17 protein-coding genes are annotated in these 17,861 nt (G+C 71.1%); 9 read left to right on the forward strand and 8 right to left on the reverse strand.

Going from position 1 to position 17,861, the window contains the following annotated elements; all coding sequences use genetic code 11:
- Complete coding sequence (locus JOE55_RS07550) at positions 1–750, reverse strand: hypothetical protein (protein ID WP_006215357.1); 750 nt, start codon at positions 748–750, stop codon at positions 1–3.
- Between the two features lie 50 nt (positions 751–800).
- Here JOE55_RS07550 and JOE55_RS07555 point away from each other — a divergent pair, with 50 nt between their 5' ends.
- The 3 genes from JOE55_RS07555 (at position 801) to JOE55_RS07565 (ending at position 4,018) form a co-directional block, all read left to right on the forward strand.
- On the forward strand, positions 801–2,009 hold the full coding sequence (locus tag JOE55_RS07555) for a GmrSD restriction endonuclease domain-containing protein (RefSeq protein ID WP_204782510.1): 1,209 nt from the start codon (positions 801–803) through the stop codon (positions 2,007–2,009).
- Positions 2,010–2,170: 161 nt separating this feature from the next.
- Positions 2,171–3,466: an MFS transporter gene (locus JOE55_RS07560; protein ID WP_204782511.1), complete on the forward strand. Its 1,296-nt coding sequence runs from the start codon at positions 2,171–2,173 to the stop codon at positions 3,464–3,466.
- A 132-nt stretch (positions 3,467–3,598) separates the two neighbouring features.
- The gene (locus JOE55_RS07565; RefSeq protein WP_040561313.1) at positions 3,599–4,018 is read left to right on the forward strand and encodes an organic hydroperoxide resistance protein; all 420 of its coding nucleotides are present in this window, start codon (positions 3,599–3,601) and stop codon (positions 4,016–4,018) included.
- A 9-nt stretch (positions 4,019–4,027) separates the two neighbouring features.
- Here the strand turns inward: JOE55_RS07565 and JOE55_RS07570 are convergent, their stop codons facing one another.
- Together JOE55_RS07570 and JOE55_RS07575 are read right to left on the reverse strand one after the other, a co-directional pair.
- Positions 4,028–4,822, reverse strand: coding sequence for a putative hydro-lyase (locus JOE55_RS07570; RefSeq protein WP_204782512.1), 795 nt, complete (start codon positions 4,820–4,822; stop codon positions 4,028–4,030).
- A gap of 49 nt (positions 4,823–4,871) precedes the next feature.
- Positions 4,872–6,062, reverse strand: coding sequence for an NRAMP family divalent metal transporter (locus JOE55_RS07575; RefSeq protein WP_204783238.1), 1,191 nt, complete (start codon positions 6,060–6,062; stop codon positions 4,872–4,874).
- Positions 6,063–6,384: 322 nt separating this feature from the next.
- Between JOE55_RS07575 and JOE55_RS07580 the strand changes: the two genes are divergently transcribed.
- From JOE55_RS07580 to JOE55_RS07590, 3 genes are all read left to right on the forward strand, one after another.
- Complete coding sequence (locus JOE55_RS07580) at positions 6,385–8,193, forward strand: AMP-binding protein (protein ID WP_204782513.1); 1,809 nt, start codon at positions 6,385–6,387, stop codon at positions 8,191–8,193.
- Positions 8,194–8,279: 86 nt separating this feature from the next.
- A complete protein-coding gene (locus tag JOE55_RS07585; protein WP_204782514.1) occupies positions 8,280–9,260 on the forward strand; it encodes an LLM class flavin-dependent oxidoreductase in 981 nt (326 codons plus the stop codon).
- A 418-nt stretch (positions 9,261–9,678) separates the two neighbouring features.
- Positions 9,679–10,005: a DoxX family protein gene (locus JOE55_RS07590; RefSeq protein ID WP_006215366.1), complete on the forward strand. Its 327-nt coding sequence runs from the start codon at positions 9,679–9,681 to the stop codon at positions 10,003–10,005.
- Positions 10,006–10,215: 210 nt separating this feature from the next.
- On the opposite strand, the gene JOE55_RS07595 is transcribed toward JOE55_RS07590, so the two are convergent.
- Positions 10,216–12,162 (reverse strand): BCCT family transporter, encoded by a 1,947-nt coding sequence (locus JOE55_RS07595; protein ID WP_204782515.1) that lies wholly within the window; start codon positions 12,160–12,162, stop codon positions 10,216–10,218.
- A 196-nt stretch (positions 12,163–12,358) separates the two neighbouring features.
- Here JOE55_RS07595 and JOE55_RS07600 point away from each other — a divergent pair, with 196 nt between their 5' ends.
- Both JOE55_RS07600 and JOE55_RS07605 read left to right on the forward strand, forming a co-directional pair.
- A complete protein-coding gene (locus JOE55_RS07600) occupies positions 12,359–13,708 on the forward strand; it encodes a sensor histidine kinase (protein ID WP_204782516.1) in 1,350 nt (449 codons plus the stop codon).
- Entirely contained in the window at positions 13,696–14,436 is a 741-nt protein-coding gene (locus JOE55_RS07605; RefSeq protein WP_204782517.1) for a response regulator, read from the forward strand. The genes JOE55_RS07600 and JOE55_RS07605 overlap by 13 nt, the downstream gene beginning before the upstream one ends.
- 121 nt (positions 14,437–14,557) lie before the next feature.
- Here JOE55_RS07605 and JOE55_RS07610 read toward each other — a convergent pair whose 3' ends face one another.
- Positions 14,558–14,866 (reverse strand): 4a-hydroxytetrahydrobiopterin dehydratase, encoded by a 309-nt coding sequence (locus JOE55_RS07610; RefSeq protein ID WP_061712490.1) that lies wholly within the window; start codon positions 14,864–14,866, stop codon positions 14,558–14,560.
- 150 nt (positions 14,867–15,016) lie between these two features.
- On the opposite strand from JOE55_RS07610, the gene JOE55_RS07615 reads away from it, so the two are divergent.
- Positions 15,017–16,078: a hypothetical protein gene (locus JOE55_RS07615; RefSeq protein ID WP_204782518.1), complete on the forward strand. Its 1,062-nt coding sequence runs from the start codon at positions 15,017–15,019 to the stop codon at positions 16,076–16,078.
- Here the strand turns inward: JOE55_RS07615 and JOE55_RS07620 are convergent.
- The 3 genes from JOE55_RS07620 to JOE55_RS07625 all read right to left on the reverse strand — a co-directional run bounded on the left by JOE55_RS07620 (position 16,009) and on the right by JOE55_RS07625 (position 17,768).
- Positions 16,009–16,959 carry a VOC family protein gene (locus JOE55_RS07620; protein ID WP_204782519.1) on the reverse strand — a complete coding sequence of 317 codons (951 nt, stop codon included), beginning with the start codon at positions 16,957–16,959 and terminating at the stop codon, positions 16,009–16,011. The genes JOE55_RS07615 and JOE55_RS07620 overlap by 70 nt on opposite strands.
- A 69-nt stretch (positions 16,960–17,028) precedes the next feature.
- Entirely contained in the window at positions 17,029–17,157 is a 129-nt protein-coding gene (locus JOE55_RS13335; protein ID WP_275580801.1) for a hypothetical protein, read from the reverse strand.
- A complete protein-coding gene (locus tag JOE55_RS07625; protein ID WP_204782520.1) occupies positions 17,154–17,768 on the reverse strand; it encodes a DinB family protein in 615 nt (204 codons plus the stop codon). Before JOE55_RS07625 ends, JOE55_RS13335 begins: the two co-directional genes overlap by 4 nt.
- Between the last annotated feature and the right edge of the window lie 93 nt (positions 17,769–17,861).

A 17,861-nucleotide genomic window follows, 5' to 3' on the forward strand; every position in this document is an offset into this window, starting at 1 on the left:
TCACAGCACCGCGATCTTCTGCCAGACCTTGCGGGCCATGTCGGAGGTCAGGGTCTCCAGGCCCTCCACGCCGTCGATGATCTCGCCGTCCGTCGTATCCTCGGCGAACAGGGCAGCGGTCTTGCCCACGAGCGAGAGCATCTCCGTGCAGTAGTCCAGGTAGTGGCGCAGCTGCTCGCGGCTGAGATCCAGGCCGCCGTCGGCGCGCGAGCCCCGCTCCAGGCGCTCGGGGACCTTGGTCAGCTGATGCATGTCGATCACGTGGGCCAGGGAGCGCAGGCGGTGCAGCAGCCGCATCACGCGCGCCCGCTCCATCCGCTCCGGCACGGCGATCAGGAAGAACACCGCCAGGCCCGCGAACACCGCGTTGTTGATGACGGTCTCCAGCAGCGGCAGGAAGTCGATCGGGCTGATGGCCTCCGGATCGGCCCAGATGTCGGCCGCGGCCAGCGCGATCGTCAGTGTCACGAACACGACGATGAGCGCGACCAGCAGCCGCGACATGAAGCGGGCGAACCGGATGCGACGGCGGCTGATGCCGCCCTCCGAGCCGACCTCGTCCACGAGCGCCGCGAGCTCGCCGCATACCTCCCACAGCCCGCGATCCGGGAAGCGGGAGCGGATGCGCTGCTGGAGCGCGCGCGTGGAATCGCGCACCGCTTCGTGCTTGAGGCTCTGGTACCGGCTGCCGTCGGGAGGGCTGTCGTCGTGGTCGTCGGGCCGCTCGGCCAGCTCATCGAGGTAGGACACCAGGAGAGGGTAGGGCACGCAGCGGCCCGCGCGGCGCCGTCGTCGGCAGGGTGCTGATCAGTAGGCTGTGGGGCTTCCCCGCGACCCCCGACGACGAGGCTGATGTGACCCCTGCGCGCTCCCGGATGACGACCCCCGCCAAGATCGGCATCGGCTGCGGCGGCTGCCTGGGCCTGCTGGTCCTCGCCTTCGTGGCTCTGGTGGTCATCGCGCTGATCGTCGGCCCGTCCTCCGAGGAGGCCGAAGATCCGCGGCCGGGCTCCTCGGCGTCGTCTGCACCGCAGGCGCCGGAGGCCCCGTCATCGGAGGCGCAGCAGCCTGGCGGGGCCGAGTCGTCCGAGGCAGCAGAGGCACCCGAGGCGGTCGAGACGTCGGCGCAAGCCTCGGAGCCCGAGAGCTCGCCCGCGCCCGTCGACGACAGCGCCGCCTCCGACTCCGCTGAGGCCCTGACCGTGCTGGAGACCCTCGACATCAAGGGCCGCGCGCCGAAGACCGGCTATGGCCGCGATCTCTTCGGTCCCACCTGGCACGACGTCGACGGCAACGGGTGCAGCACCCGCAATGACATCCTGGCCCGCGACCTCACGGGCATCGAGCGCGAGGACGGCTGCTCCGTGTCCTCCGGTCTGCTGCAGGACCCCTACACGGACACCGCGATCGACTTCACCGCGGGAATGGACACCTCCGCCGAGGTGCAGATCGATCACGTGGTGGCGCTGTCCGATGCCTGGCAGAAGGGCGCCCAGCAGATGTCCGAGCAGCAGCGGCTGGTCTTCGCCAACGACCCGCTGAACCTCCTGGCCGTCGACGGCCCGACCAACCAGTCCAAGGGCGACGGTGACGCCGCGACCTGGCTGCCGCCGAACCGCTCCTACTGGTGCCCCTACGTGGCGCGGCAGGTCGATGTGAAGGCCAAGTACGACCTGTGGGTCACCCAGCCCGAGCACGACCGGATGGCGGAGGTGCTGCGGGACTGCGAGGGGGAGTCGTCGTCCGAGTCCGGTTCGGGGTCGGACCAGAGCTCGACGCGGGCGCCCGCCGAGAGCGCACCGCAGCCCGCCCCGGCACCCGAGCCGGCCCCTGAGCCGGAACCGGTCCCGGCGCCCGCCCAGGAACCTGCCCCGGCACCCGCTGCATCGGGTGCAGCCTTCGCGAACTGCTCCGAGGCCCGGGCCGCCGGTGCCGCACCCCTGTACCGCGGCATGCCCGGCTATGCGCCGCGCATGGATGGCGACGGCGACGGGGTCGCCTGCGAGTGACCGGCGTCGCGGCCGTGTGACGCTTCTCGCGGGTCGGATGGCCCCGTAGGCCTGACAGGCAGAGCGAGCCGAGGTCTAGCGTTGAGGGTTCTGCCGCGAGCGTGAGGCCTCCGCCGCGGTGATGCAGTTCTTCATCGATCCATCATCCCGGGAGGTGTCCTGTGACCGCTGTGCATGAGACCCAGGGCGGCGCCGTGCTGTCGCCGACGCGCCGCCGCATCGCGCTGATGGCCCTGGCCCTCGGAGGCTTCGGCATCGGCTCCGCCGAGTTCGTCTCCATGGGGCTGCTCCCGCAGATCGCCCAGGGGCTGCTGCCCGAGATGATGGCCTCGGACCCGGAGCAGGGCGTGGCCCGCGCCGGATGGGCCATCACCGCCTACGCGCTGGGCGTGGTGGTCGGCGCCCCGCTGCTGTCGCTGCTGGCCGTGCGCCTGAGCCGCACCCGCCTGATCGTAGTGTTCGCGGGACTGCTGTGCGTGTCCACCCTGGCCTCCGGGCTGATGCCGAGCTTCGAGCTGACGTTGCTGGCCCGCTTCATCGCAGGGCTGCCGCATGGCGCCTACCTGGGGGTGGCCTCGCTGCTGGCGGCCTCCCTCATGGGCCCCGGTTCGCAGGGCAAGGGCGCGGCCGTCGCCCTGTCCGGGCTGACCCTGGCCAATCTGGTGGGCGTGCCCATGCTCACGGCTCTGGGGCAGGCGGCCGGATGGCGCGCGGCCTTCCTGACGATCGCCGCGGTCTTCGCGCTGACCGCCGTCCTGGTGGCCACCACGATCCCGTCCCAGCCCGCCCCGCAGGGCCGACGGTTCCAGGACGAGCTGCGCGCCTTCTCCCGGGTCCAGCTGTGGGTGGTCATGCTGATCGCCGCGGTGGGGTTCGCCGGGTCGTTCGCCGTGTTCAGCTACATCGCGGACATCGGCCAGCAGGCCGCCGGCATGAGCGCCGGATTCATCCCCGTGCTGCTGGCGGTGGCCGGACTGGGCATGACCATCGGCAACGCGATCGGCGGCTTCACGACGGACCGCTCCCTGGACAGGACGCTGCTGGTGGCCTTCCCGCTCTACATCGCGGCCATGGTGCTGATGGTCTCCGTGGTGACGGACCCGGTCGGGCTGAGCATCGCGTTCTTCCTCACCAACATGGGCCACGCGACGCTGGGCCCGGCCATGCAGACCTGGCTCATGCGCATCGCCGGCCCCTCCGAGATGCTGGGCGCCTCGCTGCACCACGCGGCGTTCAACGTGGCGAACGCGCTGGGCGCGTTGCTGGGCGGCATGGTGATCTCCGCGGGCCTCGGCCTGGCGGCCCCCACAGTGGTCGGGCTGGTCGTGGCGAGCCTGGGCTTCACGATGCTGCTGGGCAGCTTCGCCCTGCTGCGCCTGCGCTCGCGGCGCTTCCGCCGCGAGCTCGACACCGCGCAGGTCCCGGTGCAGTCCCCCGAGGCCGCCTCGGCCCGCTGAGCTCGCCCGGCCCGTCCTGGCCGCGCGGCTCGCAGGTGCTCGCGCAGCCGATGCACCCCCGTCTTGACGGGCGTCCTACGATGAGATCACCGCGTGCCGGAGACGCCGGTCGCGGATCGCGAGGAGGATGACATGGATCCCCTGTACACCACCGAGGCACTCGCCACCGGAGCAGGACGCGACGGCAGCGTGACCGTCCCCGACGGAGGCCTGGAATTCGATCTGGCTTCGCCCCGGGCCATGGGGGGCAGCGGCGACGGGAACAACCCGGAGCAGCTCTTCGCCGCGGGCTACGCGGCCTGCTTCCACTCCGCACTGCAGCTCACCGCCAGGCAGCGCGGCAAGGACCTGGGCGACTCCTCCGTGGGCGCCAAGGTCTCCATCGGCAAGGAGGGCGAGGGGTTCGGCCTGGCGGTCGAGCTCGAGGTCGTCATCCCGGGCATGCCGCACGACGAGGCGCAGGAGCTGGCCGATGCGGCGCATCAGGTCTGCCCGTACTCCAATGCCACGCGCGGCAACATCCCGGTGGAGGTCACGGTCTCGGACGACTGATCCGCGGCCTCACGGCACCTGGTACGACGCGTTCGGGGCATCTGTGATGAGCATGTGCCCCGGCGCGTGGCCGATCGCGAAGGGGACGCCGCTGGCCGCGATCGCCGCCTGGGGCGTGACGCCGCAGGCCCAGAAGACCGGCAGCCATCCGTCGGGGATCTCCACGGCGTCGCCGTAGTCCGGACGGGAGAGGTCCTCGATGCCGATCGCGGCCGGATCGCCCACGTGCAGGGGCGCACCGTGCACGGCCGGGTAGCGCGAGGTGATGCGCACGGCGTCGGCGACCATGGATCCGGGCAGCGGCCGCATGGAGACCACGGTGGGCCCGTGCAGCCGGCCCGCGGAGCCGGCCGGGATCGACGTCCGGTACATCGGCACGTTCACGCCCTGGTCCTGATGCGCCAGCGGCAGCCCGGCCTCCAGCAGCGCGGCCTCGAACGTGAAGCTGCACCCGATCAGGAAGGCCACCAGGTCATCGCGCCACAGCTCGGTGACGTCGGCGGGGGAGCCCACGAGCTCGCCGTCGCGGTGGACGGTGTAGCGCGGGATGTCGGTGCGGATGTCGCCGCCGGGCAGCAGGTCGCTGCTGAGCTGACCGGCCTCGAGCACGCCCAGCAGCGGGCAGGACTTGGGGTTGCGGTGGGCGAAGAGCAGGACGTCGTACGCCCAGTCCTGCGGCACCGCGATGAGATTGGCCTGGGCGAAGCCGTCCGACCACCCGGAGGTGGGGACGGCCCGCCCGGCGCGGAACAGCTCCCGAGCGGCGGCAGGGCTCAGCTGGGAGACGGGGGTGTCGTCGTTCATCGGAGCTCCTGCCGTCGCGCGGGTCATGGTCTTCAGGATGCCAGAGGCGTCACGCCCAGAGGGCCGCGATGCCGGACAGGGACTTCCAGCCGAGGATGTAGGTCAGGATCAGCACCAGGGCGCCGATGATGGCCAGCCACTTGGGGTAGCTGTAGCCGTGCAGCAGGTCCCGGCGGAACCAGGCCACGATCATGATCACCGTGAAGCCGATCGGCAGGATCAGCCCGTTCACGGCACCGGCCACGATCAGCAGGGTCGACGGGGCCTGGCCCAGCAGCAGGAACACGAGTGCGGAGACGGCGATGAACGCGACCGTGAGGATGTTGCGGGTGCGACCGGAGGTCTTCTCCGAGGTGAGGAACGAGACCGACGTGTAGGCGGCGCCGATCACGGAGGAGATCGAGGCGGCCCACAGGATCAGGCCGAACAGGCGAAGCCCGATCTCGCCGGCGGCGTGCTCGAAGGCCTGGGCGGCGAGGTTCTCGCCCGTGAGCTGCGCGCCCCCGGCCACGACGCCCAAGATGGCCAGGAACAGCAGGAAGCGCATGACGCCCGTGATGATGATGCCGAGCACGGAGGAGTTCGAGATGCGCTTGGCGTTCTCGGGGCCGGTGATCCCGGAGTCGACCATGCGGTGTGCGCCGGCGTAGGTGATGTAGCCGCCGATGGTGCCGCCGATCAGGGTGACGATCACGACGTAGCTGATCTGCTCGGGAAGGACCATGTTCTTCATGGCCTCGCCCACGGGCGGGTCCGAGACGACGGCCACGTAGCCGGTCACCAGGATCATCACGACGCCCAGGCCGATCACGATCTTGTCCAGGGCCATGCCGGCCTTCTTGGACAGGAACACGGCGATGGCCAGGACGGCGGTGATGAGGCCGCCCCACTTGGCGTCCAGACCGGTCATGGCGTTGATGCCCAGGCCGCCGCCGGCGGTGTTGCCGATGTTGAAGACCAGGCCGCCCAGCGCCACGAGCGCGGCGACGAGCCAGCCGACGCCGGGCAGGACCGCATTGCCGAGCTGCTGGGCCTTGAGCCCGGAGACGCCGATGACGCGCCACACGTTCAGCTGCACGGCGATGTCCACCAGGATCGAGACCAGGATCGCGAAGGCGAAGGCCGCGCCCATCTGGACGGTGAAGTTGGCGGTCTGGGTGATGAAGCCCGGTCCGATGGCGCTGGTGGCCATCAGGAAGAGGGCGCCCAGGATGGCCTGACGGGACGAACTCGAGACCATGCCGGGGGCGGCCTTGGGGGTCTGCGCGTCGGTGGAGCCGGCGTCCTGCACGGGAGCCTGCTCGGGGTGGTGCTGGGTCATGGTCTGCCTCGAGACGATCAGCGGGGCGGCGTGGTGCGGCCCCAGGTTGTGCGCGCCGGGGGTGCGGTTCACCGTCGGCGTGGAGCCCTTCGCAGAGGGGAGTCCGGGTCAGTGGAGGACACAGTACAGATTGTTCAACAAATTGACGAGATCTGCACCACATCCGGGTTGATCTCCTTTTTGTGACCTGTCTCACGGTCGCCTACCGTAGAGTCACTGACCCCTATCACCAGGAGCCCCCGTGCGCGAGATCAGCATTCCGTCTGCTGTAGAGACCCCCCGAGACACGAACGTGACGGAGCTGCTGCTGCGCAATGCGCGCAAGCCCTCCGATCCGGCGATCTACTCCCACCGCGTGGGTGAGCAGTGGATCGATCTGCGGGCCAGCGAGGTGGTGGAGCAGGTCACCGCCCTGGCCAAGGGACTGGTGGCCGCCGGCATTGAGCCGGGGGACCGTGTGGGGCTCATGTCGCGCAACCGCCTGGAGTGGAGCCTCATCGACTTCGCGATCTGGTTCGCCGGTGCGGTCTCCGTGCCGGTGTACGAGTCGTCGGCGCCGTCGCAGCTGCACTGGAACCTGGCGGACTCGGGCGCCACGGCGCTCGTCGTCGAGACCCCGGAGCACAAGGCCGTGTTCGAGCGGGCAGCCCAGGACAAGGACCTCTCTGCCGTGCACAGCGTGTGGTGCTTCGACGAGGGCGCGCTCGATCACCTGCGCGAGGGGGGCAAGGACGTCCCGGACGAGGAGATCGAGCGCCGCCGCGATCTCGCCGGCCTCGACGATCTCGCCACGATCATCTACACCTCCGGCACCACCGGGAAGCCCAAGGGCTGCGAGATCACCCACGGGAACTTCGTGGAGCTCGCGGACGCTGCCAGGCTGTCGATCCCCGAGGTGGTGCAGGAGGGGCGTCGCACGGTCATGTTCCTCCCGCTGGCCCACGTGTTCGCCCGCTACGTCTCGATCCTCACGGTGGCCGGCGGCTGCACCATGGCCTACACCGCGGACATGAAGAACCTGCTGCCGGACCTGCAGAGCTTCCACCCGGACTTCCTGCTCGTCGTCCCGCGCGTGTTCGAGAAGGTGTACAACTCCGCCCAGCAGAAGGCGGAGGCCGGCGGCCGCGGGAAGATCTTCGACCGCGCCGCGGCCGTCTCGATCGCCTGGTCGCGCGCCGAGCAGGCCGGGAAGGTGCCGCTCGGGCTGAAGATCCAGCACGCGATCTTCGACCGCCTGGTCTACGCCAAGCTGCGCGAGGCCATGGGAGGGAAGGTCACGCACGCGGTCTCCGGCGGCGGCCCGCTGGGCGAGCGCCTGGCGCACTTCTTCCACGGCGTCGGCCTGATGGTGCTCGAGGGCTACGGCCTCACCGAGACCACCGCGCCGCAGACCGTGAACACCCCGACCGCGCTGCGCATCGGCAGCGTCGGGCGTCCCCTGCCGGGCAACGCGGTGCGGATCTCGGACATGGGCGAGGTCCAGGCCAAGGGCATCGCCGTGATGCGCGGCTACTGGAACAGCCCGGAGAAGACCGAGGAGGCCTTCGAGGACGGCTGGTTCCGCACCGGCGACCTGGGCGAGCTCGACGACGACGGCTACCTGCGCATCACCGGGCGCATCAAGGAGCTGATCGTGACCGCCGGCGGCAAGAACGTGAGCCCGGTGGTCCTGGAGGACCAGATCCGTGCGCACACGCTGGTCTCGCAGTGCATCGCCGTGGGCGACAACCGCCCGTTCATCGCCGCGCTGATCACCCTGGACGAGGAGGCGCTGCCCGGCTGGCTGGAGGCCCACGGGCTGGATCCGGAGATGTCCCTTGACGACGCCCGCCAGAACGACCAGGTGCGCGCGGCGATCGCTAAGTCCATCGACAAGGCCAACCAGGCGGTCTCGCGCGCCGAGCAGATCAAGGAGCACCGGATCCTGTCCTCGGACTTCTCGGAGAACGACGGCACCCTCACCCCGTCGCTGAAGCTCAAGCGTGCCCAGGTGCTGCGGACCTACGAGGACGTCGTGAACGAGATCTACGGCGGTCCGCGCAAGGACTGAGCGGACGGGGCGGGGAATCAAGCGGGCCCGGGATCCGCTGTACGGGTCAGAGACCTAAGCACCTGCGATCCCGAAAGGCCCGCGCCATGCCCCTTCCTCTGTCCGTCCTCGACTTCGCCTCCGTCCGCAGCGGAAAGACCGTGGGGGAGGCCTTCCAGGAGTCCGTCGAGCTCGCCCAGGCCGCCGAGCGGCTGGGCTACGAGCGCGTCTGGTACACCGAGCACCACAACATGAGCTCGATCGCCTCGGCTGCCCCGGCCGTGCTGATCGCGCACATCGCCGCTCAGACCGAGTCGATCCGGCTCGGCTCGGGCGGCGTCATGCTGCCCAACCACGCTCCGCTGATCATCGCGGAGCAGTTCGGCACCCTCGCCGAGCTGCACCCCGGGCGCATCGATCTGGGCCTGGGCCGCGCGCCCGGCACCGATCAGGCCGCCGTGCGCGCCATGCGCCGCGACCCCCGTGCCGCCGAGGAGTTCCCGCAGGACGTCAAGGAGCTGCAGGCCTTCCTGCGCGACGAGTCCGTGGTCCCCGGCCTGCGCGCCGTCCCCGGCGCCGGCACGAACGTGCCGCTCTACATCCTGGGCTCGTCGATGTTCGGCGCCACCCTGGCCGCCGCCTACGGCCTGCCGTACTCGTTCGCCTCGCACTTCGCCCCGGAGGCCCTCGAGCAGGCCACGCAGGCCTACCGCGCGCAGTTCCAGCCCTCCGAGGTGCTCGATGAGCCGTACGTGATCGCCGCGGTCAACGTCGTGGGTCGCGACGACCCGGACGACGCGGCGCAGGAGCTCGAGTGGTACCGCCGCTCCCGCGTGCGCCAGATGGCCGGACGCGGCCGGAAGCTCTCCGAGGAGGAGCTCGACCTGGTCATGCACTCCCCGGCCGGGCAGCAGATCCTCAACATGATCCGCTACACGGCCGTGGGCGACGGCGCCCAGGTCAAGCAGTACGTGGAGGACTTCGCGGCCCGCGCCAGCGCCGACGAGATCATGGTCGCTCCGGTGGGCTCCACCTCCGAGGGTGCCATCGACTCCCTGCGCGTGCTGCGCGAGGCCTGGGGCCGCTGAGGCAGCCCTCACCCCGATCCAGGAATCGACCGGAAGGGCAGCAGCCATGCCCGTCTCGTCTACGTCACCTTCTCCTCCGACGCGGCCCCTTCGGAGCCGAGGGCGCTGAGGCCTATGCCGAGGCGCCGGTCTCGCACGGCAGGGGATGCATGTCAGCGGAGCCGCTGAGCGGCCGGATCGACGGCGGCCGCCGTGCGGGGCCAGAATGGCAAGCATGATGAGTTCTCTGCGGCCCCGTCAGATCCGTGCCGAGCGCCGGCGCCAGCTCGCCCAGCATCGATGCACCATGCGCAGGCTTCGCAGGTCGGGAGCCGGGAGCTCCGCGACCTCGGCTCTCACCGCGTCGACCACTGCGGTGACGACCCTCCCCAGGGCGGCGGGGAGGTCGCCCGACGCGCTGGCTCGCCGCCAGGCGCGCATGTATGCCGTGACCGGCATGCTGCATCTGGCGGTCCCCGGCGTCTACGAGAGCATCATCCCGGAGGCGCTGCCCGGGACGCCTCGCCAGTGGGCTGTGTGGTCGGGCGTCGCCGAGCTCGGTGTGGCCGGGCTGCTGGCTATACCTCGGACCCGTCGGCTGGGCGGTGCGGCGTCGGCCGCGCTCCTCGTGGGCGTGTGGCCGGGCAACATCAAGATGGCCGTGGACTGGCGGGACAAGCCGTGGCCGGCTCAGGCCGTCGCGATCGGGCGCGTCCCGCTGCAGATCCCGCTCATCCGCTCGGCGGTCGCCATCGCCCGCGGCTGAAGCGGTGCGGGCGTCGTCGAGCGTCAACTGGAACGCCGAGGGGACGTAGCTGACCCCGTACGCGCTGAGGGGACCCGTCCGACGCCTTCCTGCACCTGGGAGGGTGTCAGTTGCGTCCCCTCGGCGACGAAAGCGTCCGATGGGTCCCCTCGACGATGAATGCCGCGGCGCAGGGCGACCAGACGGCGTCGTCGTGCGGGATGCGCTCGCTCAGCGCGTCCAGGGGGCCTTGCCGCGGGCGGGCTCGTCGGCCCGGGGTTCCGCCTCGGTGCCGGACGGGGCCTCGGAGCCGGACTCGCCGGCAGCCTCCACGGACGACATCTCGCCTGTCGCCTCGTCGGCCCAGCGGTCCTTCTCATAGTCGTACTCCGCCGGCTCGCCGTTCTCGTCGGTGCGGCGGTACCACTCGGTGTACTCGGGGGAGGTCGAGTCGAAGTCGCGTCCGGCGGAGGACCCCTCGGTCTCGTGCTTGACGGCCAGGGCGAAGTCGTCGCCGTGCTCGGACATGCCCGTGCGCATGGCGTCGTCGATCGCCACCCGCGCGTACTGGACGCGCAGCATCATGGGGTCGGTCGACAGCAGCCGGAAGAACGCCGGCATGATGCACAGCAGGATCACGGCGAAGGGCAGGGCCGCCACCGTGACGAGGTCCTGCAGCCCCTGCAGGGCATCGGCCCCGCCCACGACCAGCATCACGGCGGCCACGCCGGCCAGGGCCAGCGCCCAGAAGGCGACGACCGGCTTGGTCGGCTCGGGGTTGCCGCGCTGGGACATCGAGGCCATGACCACGGAGGCCGAGTCGGCCGAGGTGATGAAGAAGACCGCCAGCAGGATCATCACGGCCACCGAGCTGATCTGGGACATCGGCAGGGCGTCGAGCATCTGGAAGAGCATGTCCTCGGGGGAGGCCGCTCCGGCGATGTCGTTGCCCGAGCGCTGCAGCCAGATGGCGGTGCCGCCGAAGATCGAGAAGGCGAGCACGCAGATGGCGGTGGGGGCCAGCAGCACCACGGTCACGTACTGGCGCAGGGTGCGCCCGCGCGAGATCTGCGCGACGAACGCGCCCACGAACGGCGCCCACGAGACCCACCAGGCCCAGTAGAACAGGGTCCAGTAGCGCATGAACTCCTCGGCGTCGGGGCCCTTGGAGGCGGACATCGAGAGCATGTCGAACATCTCGCCGAAGTACGTGGCCACCACGGAGGGGATGAAGTTCAGCAGGAAGACCGTGGGGCCGACCACGAACAGGAAGAATGCGACAGCTGCGGCCAGCATCATGTTGACGTTCGACAGCAGCCGGATGCCCTTGGCGATGCCGGAGACGGCCGAGATCAGGAAGCACGCGGTGAGCACGGCGATGATCCCGATCAGCACGGCGTTGGACACCGGGCCGATGCCCGCCACGACCTCCACGCCGCGGCCGATCTGCAGGGTGCCCAGCCCGAGCGAGGCGGCCGTGGCGAACAGGATGCCGATCACGGCGAAGGCGTCGATCAGCCGCCCCCAGACGCTGCCCGGTGCCCGCTGGCCGAAGATCGCCGAGATCAGCAGGGGACGGCCGCGGCGGTAGGCGGCGTAGCCCATGGCCGCGCCGACCATGGCGTAGATCGCCCAGGCCTGCAGACCCCAGTGGAAGATCGTCTGCGCCATCGCCGAGTGCATGGCCTGCAGCGACTCGGGCTCAGCACGCCCCGGCGGCGGGGTCATGTAGTACGTCACAGGCTCGTAGGCGCCGAAGAAGATCAGGCCCACGCCCATGCCCGCCGCGAAGAGCATCGCGATCCAGGAGCGCATGGAGTAGGCCGGCTGCTCGCCGTCCTTGCCGAGCGGGATGCGCCCGAAGCGGGAGAAGCCCACGAACAGCAGGAACAGCAGGACGACGGCCGCCAGGGTCGTGAAGATCCAGCCGCCGTAGGTGACGGTGAAGCTCAGGGCGCTGGTCGAGGCGGAGGTGAGGCTCTTGGTGGACAGCGCGCCCCAGAGGATGAAGGCGACGATGAGGCCGCCGGCCACCCCGAAGGTGATCTTGTCGGTGCGGTAGCGCACCCGCTGCTCGTCGACGGCCACGCCGGGGACGAGCCCCGGGTGAGTGCCGTGGGGGTACTCGGCGTCGCCGGAATCGGGAGCCTGCTCGGAAGCCGGGCTGGAGGAGGGCATAGGGAAGCTCGAGTTTCGGTGGAGGGAGGGGCCCGAGAGGGCCGGTGAGCGCTCCACGGTATACCGACGGGCTCAGGCTCCCGGTGTGATGCCGCTCGCTGGGGCCGTGAGCGGCGGGATCTCGTCGGATGGGATGAGGGCCCGTTCATGCTTCCGGACGGCGACGCGGCCGCGGCGCGCTCCTACGCTGAGAGCCATGTCCGCCACCACGTCCCAGACCGCCGCCCCGTGGGCTGCGTCGGCGCCGGAGCCGCCCCGTCAGCCCTGGAGTCCGCGCAGGCTGCAGCGCCCGTGGTTCACCGCGATCCTCACGCTGCTCGCCTTCCTGCTCGGGCCGGTGGTCTGGGGGCTGATCCTGGTCGTGGTGCTGACCCAGGGCGATCCGCTGGACCCCTTGGACGTGTACGGCCCGGGCCGGCCCGTGGTCCTGCTCTCGGTCCTGGATGTGGTCCTGGGACTGATCGCGGTGGCACTGGTCCCCGTGGCGCTGCGGCACGGGTTCACCGACGCGCAGGCGCTCGAGGACGGCTCCGTCGATCCGGCGGAGCTGGTGGACCGGCCCGAGCCCCGCTCGGCGCTGATCGCCGCCCTGATCATCGGCGTGTGCGTGTCCCTCTCGGCCTCGGCGTGGCTTGCCTCGCTGTTCACCATGATCTCGATCTCCTCACGGGGACGTCGGTCGTGGGCGGGGCTGGTCTACGTCGTCACGGTGGCCGCGACCATCGTCGGGTACTTCATCCAAGGCTCCGCCGAGGGGTGGTTCGAAGGCCTGCTGGTGTGCGGGGTCTCGGCCGTGATGCTCCTGGTGCCTGTGCTGATCGGCATGTACCGGTGGTCCCGCCGCCGCCGGATCCGGGCCCTGCAGGTCGAGGCGCTGACGGCCCGACGGGAGGCGGCCGCCCTGGTGCGCGAGGAGCACGCCCGCGCGGAGCAGTCCCGGGCGCAGGAGCGCACCCGGATCGCTCGGGAGATGCACGACACCCTCTCCCACCGCCTGGCCCTGATCAGCACGTACGCCGGTGCGCTGGACTACCGCGAGGACCTCGACCGCGACACCGTCCGCTCGACCGCTCGACTGGTGCAGCAGACGGCCGCGACGGCGTCGGCCGAGCTGCGCACCGTGCTCGACATCCTGCGCGACGACCCCGGGGACACCCGGCCCGAGCCCGATCTGCGGCAGCTGCCCGAGCTGCTGGCGGACTTCCGCGCGGCAGGAGCCCGGATCGAGGTGGTCGACCAGGAGGTCGTCGACGCCGAGGCCGTGCCCGACACCGCGGCGCGCACGCTCTACCGGATCCTGCAGGAGGCGCTGACCAACGCGGTCAAGCACGCGCCCGGTGCGCCGGTGACCGTCCGCTGGTCTCGTCGCGCCGGGGCGGTGTCCCTGACGGTGAGCAATCCGCTGGTCGCCGACGCGCATCCGGAGCCCAGCGGCTTCGGCCTGGTGGGACTCGACGAGCGCGCTCGCGGTCTGGGTGGGACGATCAGCACTGAGCGCACCGAGACCATGTTCCGATTGGAGGCGTGCATCCCATGCCGCAGCTAGACAGCGATCCCGTCCGCATCCTGCTGGTCGACGACGAGTCCCTCATGCGTGCCGGTCTGAAGCTGCTGCTCGACGGCGCCGAGAACCTCCAGGTCGTGGGCGAGGCCGCCGACGGTGCGGAGGCCGCCGAGCTCGCCGATCAGCTGGGCCCGGACGTGGTCCTCATGGACATCCGCATGCCCCGTGTCGACGGGATCGAGGGATGTCGGCTCGTGCGCGCGCTGCCGCAGCCGCCCGAGGTCCTGATGCTCACGGCCTTCGACACCGACTCGTTCATCCTGGACGCCCTCGAGGCCGGGGCGCTGGGCTTCATGCTCAAGGACACCCCGCCGCGCCAGCTCGTGGAAGCCGTCCAGGAGACGGCCGCCGGCCGCTCCACGGTCTCTCCCCAGGTGCTCTCGCGGCTGATCGCCGTGGCCACGGCGCAGGGCAGGCAGCTCGGCGCTCCAGAGGCGAGGCCGGGCTCCGTGTCCGTCTCTGACGGGGAGCAGCCCTCGCCGCAGGGCTCTGCATCCCGCCCCGAGGTCGGCTCCGGGCCGGGCCTGGACGTCCTGAGCGCCCGGGAGCGCGAGATCGCCGAGGCCGTGGCCCGGGGACTGACGAACTCGGAGATCGCCGAGGAGATGTTCCTGTCGATCACCACGGTCAAGACGCACGTGGCCAGCATCTTCGCCAAGCTCGAGGTCACCAACCGCGTGCAGGTGGCCATCCGCGTGCTGGGCGCCTGAGGCGGCCGGGGCCTGGGCGCGCAGGACTCTGGGACAGCGCAGGGCGCTGAGACGACGCAGGGACCCCGCCGGTGCGATCCGGCGGGGTCCCTGGTCCGCGTGGTGCTGCGGTCGCGCGCGCTCAGGCGGCGGAGACGCCGAGCTGCGCGGCGAGCTCCGAGAGCCGCCGCGCCATGTTGACGTCCTTCTGGGTGATGGCCTCGACGTCGTGGCTGATCAGCGAGAGCTGCACGGAGGGGTAGGTCAGCAGGACGTCGGGGTGATGTCCGACCTCCTCCGCGATCTCCGCCAGCGCGGTGACGAACTTGAGGCCGCTGAGGAAGTCGCCGGTGTCGAACGACGCGCGCAGCACGCCGTCCTCCACGCTCCAGTCGGCGAGCTGAGCCTCGGCGATCTCCTGGTCGGTGAGCTGTCCGGTGCTGTGATCCATGCTCCCAGCGTAGGACGGCGAGGAGCATTCGGGCAGGGGGCTGATGATCCGCGGCGAAGAGAGGCCTAGGCCCCCTCCAGAAGGATGAGCGCCCGAAGTCGTCCCGGGGGCCGATGACCGGAGATGGTCGTCCTCAGTAGCTTCTGGAGCATGACGAGCGAGCAGCAGAACCAAGAGGGGGCTCAGGCCCCGCAGGACGTCGTGCAGCCTGCGCCGGGGCGGCCTCAGCCGGAGATCTGGCGCCTGCACCACCCGCAGCTCGGGCCGTTCAGCGTGGCGGTGGGCAATCGTGCCCAGCTCACCGAGGTCGATCCGCAGTTCCGCAGCGACGACATGGAGGGCCCGCAGAAGGGCTGCGTGTTCTTCCGCGGGACCCGCGTGCTTGCACGGGCCTCGCAGCTCGGCTCGCATCGCGTGGCCGTGCACCCGGAGGACGACGACGCCCGCACCGGATCCTCCGACGAGCAGCCCGACCAGGCGCCGGCCCCGGAGGCCAAGTCCCTGCTGCTCTCGTTCGCCGATCCCCGCATCGTGGTGAAGGCGGTCGGCGGCGGGACTCGGGTCGCCCACGTCCGCTTCAAGGACGGCAGCCAGGTGGCCGAGTTCGCACCGCCGGAAGGATCGTGGGCCGCACGTCGCCAGGCGGCCATGGAGGCCTCGCCCTGGAAGCGCGCGGTCTACCCGCTCATGGAGGGGATGGGGCGAGCGGGGGCGGCGATCGCGGGCATCGTGCTGCTGCCGCTGATCCTCCGTCTGCTCGATCCGGTGTGGAGCTTCCTGGGCCGGCTGCTGCCCGATCTCGGCATCCCGTGGCCGCAGATCAGCCTGCCCCGCCTCCCCTGGCCGGAGATCGACCTCCCGTCGATCCCCTGGCCCAGCATCGAGCTGCCCGAGTGGGCTGGCTTCCTGCTGGAGTACTCCAAGGTGTGGGTGCCGCTGCTGATCGGCATCGCGGTGGCCGTGGGAGCGCTGCGCGCAGCTCGGCGGACCCGGCGCACTCGCCAGGACTGGCAGGTCCGGCCGTCGTCACCTGCGACGTCCGCCGACGACCGGAGGCCGTCCTCCGGCGACGAGGCGGCGACGGAGGCCGACCGCCTCTCTGCGCTGCCGGGCGCCGACGCCGCGTCAGCGCCGGCCGGGGATCAGGAGCCGTCGAGGGCCGAGCGCAGCGCTCGCAGCTCCAGGCACCAGCCGCCTGCCTGGTCGTCGTAGGTCGGCCGCAGCGCGGCATCGGAGGCCCCGCCGTCGCGGAAGCCGGACTCCAGCATCCGGACCATGCACGAGCCGTCGTCCAGGGGATCGACCCAGAACTGCGTGAGGGTGCGAGGATCGTCGGAGCCCTCGAAGCCCTCCCAGCGGTAGGCGATGAACTCGCCGTCGAGCCTGTCCTCGACCGTGAGCGCGAAGGTGCCGTGCACGGGGTCGGTCACCGTGTGGCGGTCGCCGTCCGAGGTGATCTCGTGCTCGCGGATCCGGCCGTCGTTGACCCACCACCCCGGGCGCGAGATCAGCTCCCAGGCCTCGTGCGCCGGGGCGGAGATGCGCACCGCGCCCTCGATGTGGTTCGACACCCGGCCCTGCTCCGGGGCCGGTGCGGGCATCCGGTCCTGGTCCTCGGTGCGCAGCGCGATGCGGCGCAGCGTCTGCACATCCAGTCGGCGCATGGCGAGCATGGCCTGCGTGGAGCGCCGCGCGGCGACCGGGTCGGAGTCGGCCTGCAGCCGCATCATCTCCCGCGGGACGATCTGCCAGCTCATGCCGTAGCGGTCCTTGCACCACCCGCACATGGACTCGCTGCCCTCTCGGGTCAGCTCCTCCCAGTACCGGTCGACCTCGGCCTGGTCATCGCACATCAGGGAGATGGAGACGGACTCGTCGAGCTGGAAGTGCGGTCCTCCGTTGACGGCGCCGTAGCGCTGGCCGCCGAGCTCGAACTGGACGTAGAGCACGGAACCCTCGCCGTCGGTGAATGGGTTGCCTCCGTGGTCGTGGAACACCTCCAGGATCCGCGAGCCGGGGACCAGGGAGGTCCAGTACTCGGCGGCCTCGAGGGCCTGGGTGTCGAACCAGAGATCGGTCTGCACGGAGGGCATGGGGTCCTCGTTCCACGACGACGGGCGCGCACCGGCGGCACCGGTGATGGCGCGGGCGCCGGAACGTCCTCAGTCCAGGGTGACCGGGACGGTGCGGAAGCCGCCCACGGGCGGCTGCTCGGGCACGGAGGCGCCTGCGCGCCTGAGCGTACCGGTGTCCAGCAGGACGCGCACGAGCTCGCGCAGGGGCGCGGTCACTGCGACGCTCCTGCGTCCTGATCGTGGGCCTGCTCAGCAGCCTCCGCCGCAGCCTCCTGGACGCCCTCGCGAGGCGCCTGGATGCCGACGTCGTGCAGGTGATGGCGCACCTCGTGCAGGAGGTAGTCGATCAGCCCGGCCACGGTGAAGGCGCGGCCGTCGGCCCGTGAGCCCGTGCGCGTGAGCTGCTGCTCGTCGAGGCCGTCCAGCAGGGCGGCCGTCTCATCGGCGGCCTGCGCGTACTCGGCGGCGACGACCGCCGGGTCCTGGGCTCCGTAGTCGGAGTCCACGGCGACCTGCTCCCCGTCCCAGGAGCCGAACCGCGGGTCGTCCTTCTCGAGCAGCAGCGAGATCCGCTCGTGGAACAGCCCCACCACATCGCGGGTGTGCGCGGCGTACTCCAGCGGGGACCAGACCTCAGCCGACGGGCGCTCGCGGACGTCGTCGCGCTCGATCGTCTCCTGCCACGAGGCGGCGGAGGCGCGAAGGGTCTCGGCGGCGGAGAGCTCGCGCAGTCCCGGGGCGAAGCCGCACTCGGCGCAGGGGCCCTCGGTCACGAAGGCCCAGTCGACGGTGTCGGTAGGGGTCGGGGTGGTGCTGTGAGTGCTCATGTCCTGAACCGTAGGCAGGCCGAACCCGCGATGACCAGGAGATGCCGCGGGTTCTGCGCCCCCGCAGCACGACGGGCCTCCCTCTGGTCAGAG

It is taken from the genome of Kocuria palustris (genome assembly GCF_016907795.1).
Lineage (GTDB): Bacteria > Actinomycetota > Actinomycetes > Actinomycetales > Micrococcaceae > Kocuria > Kocuria palustris.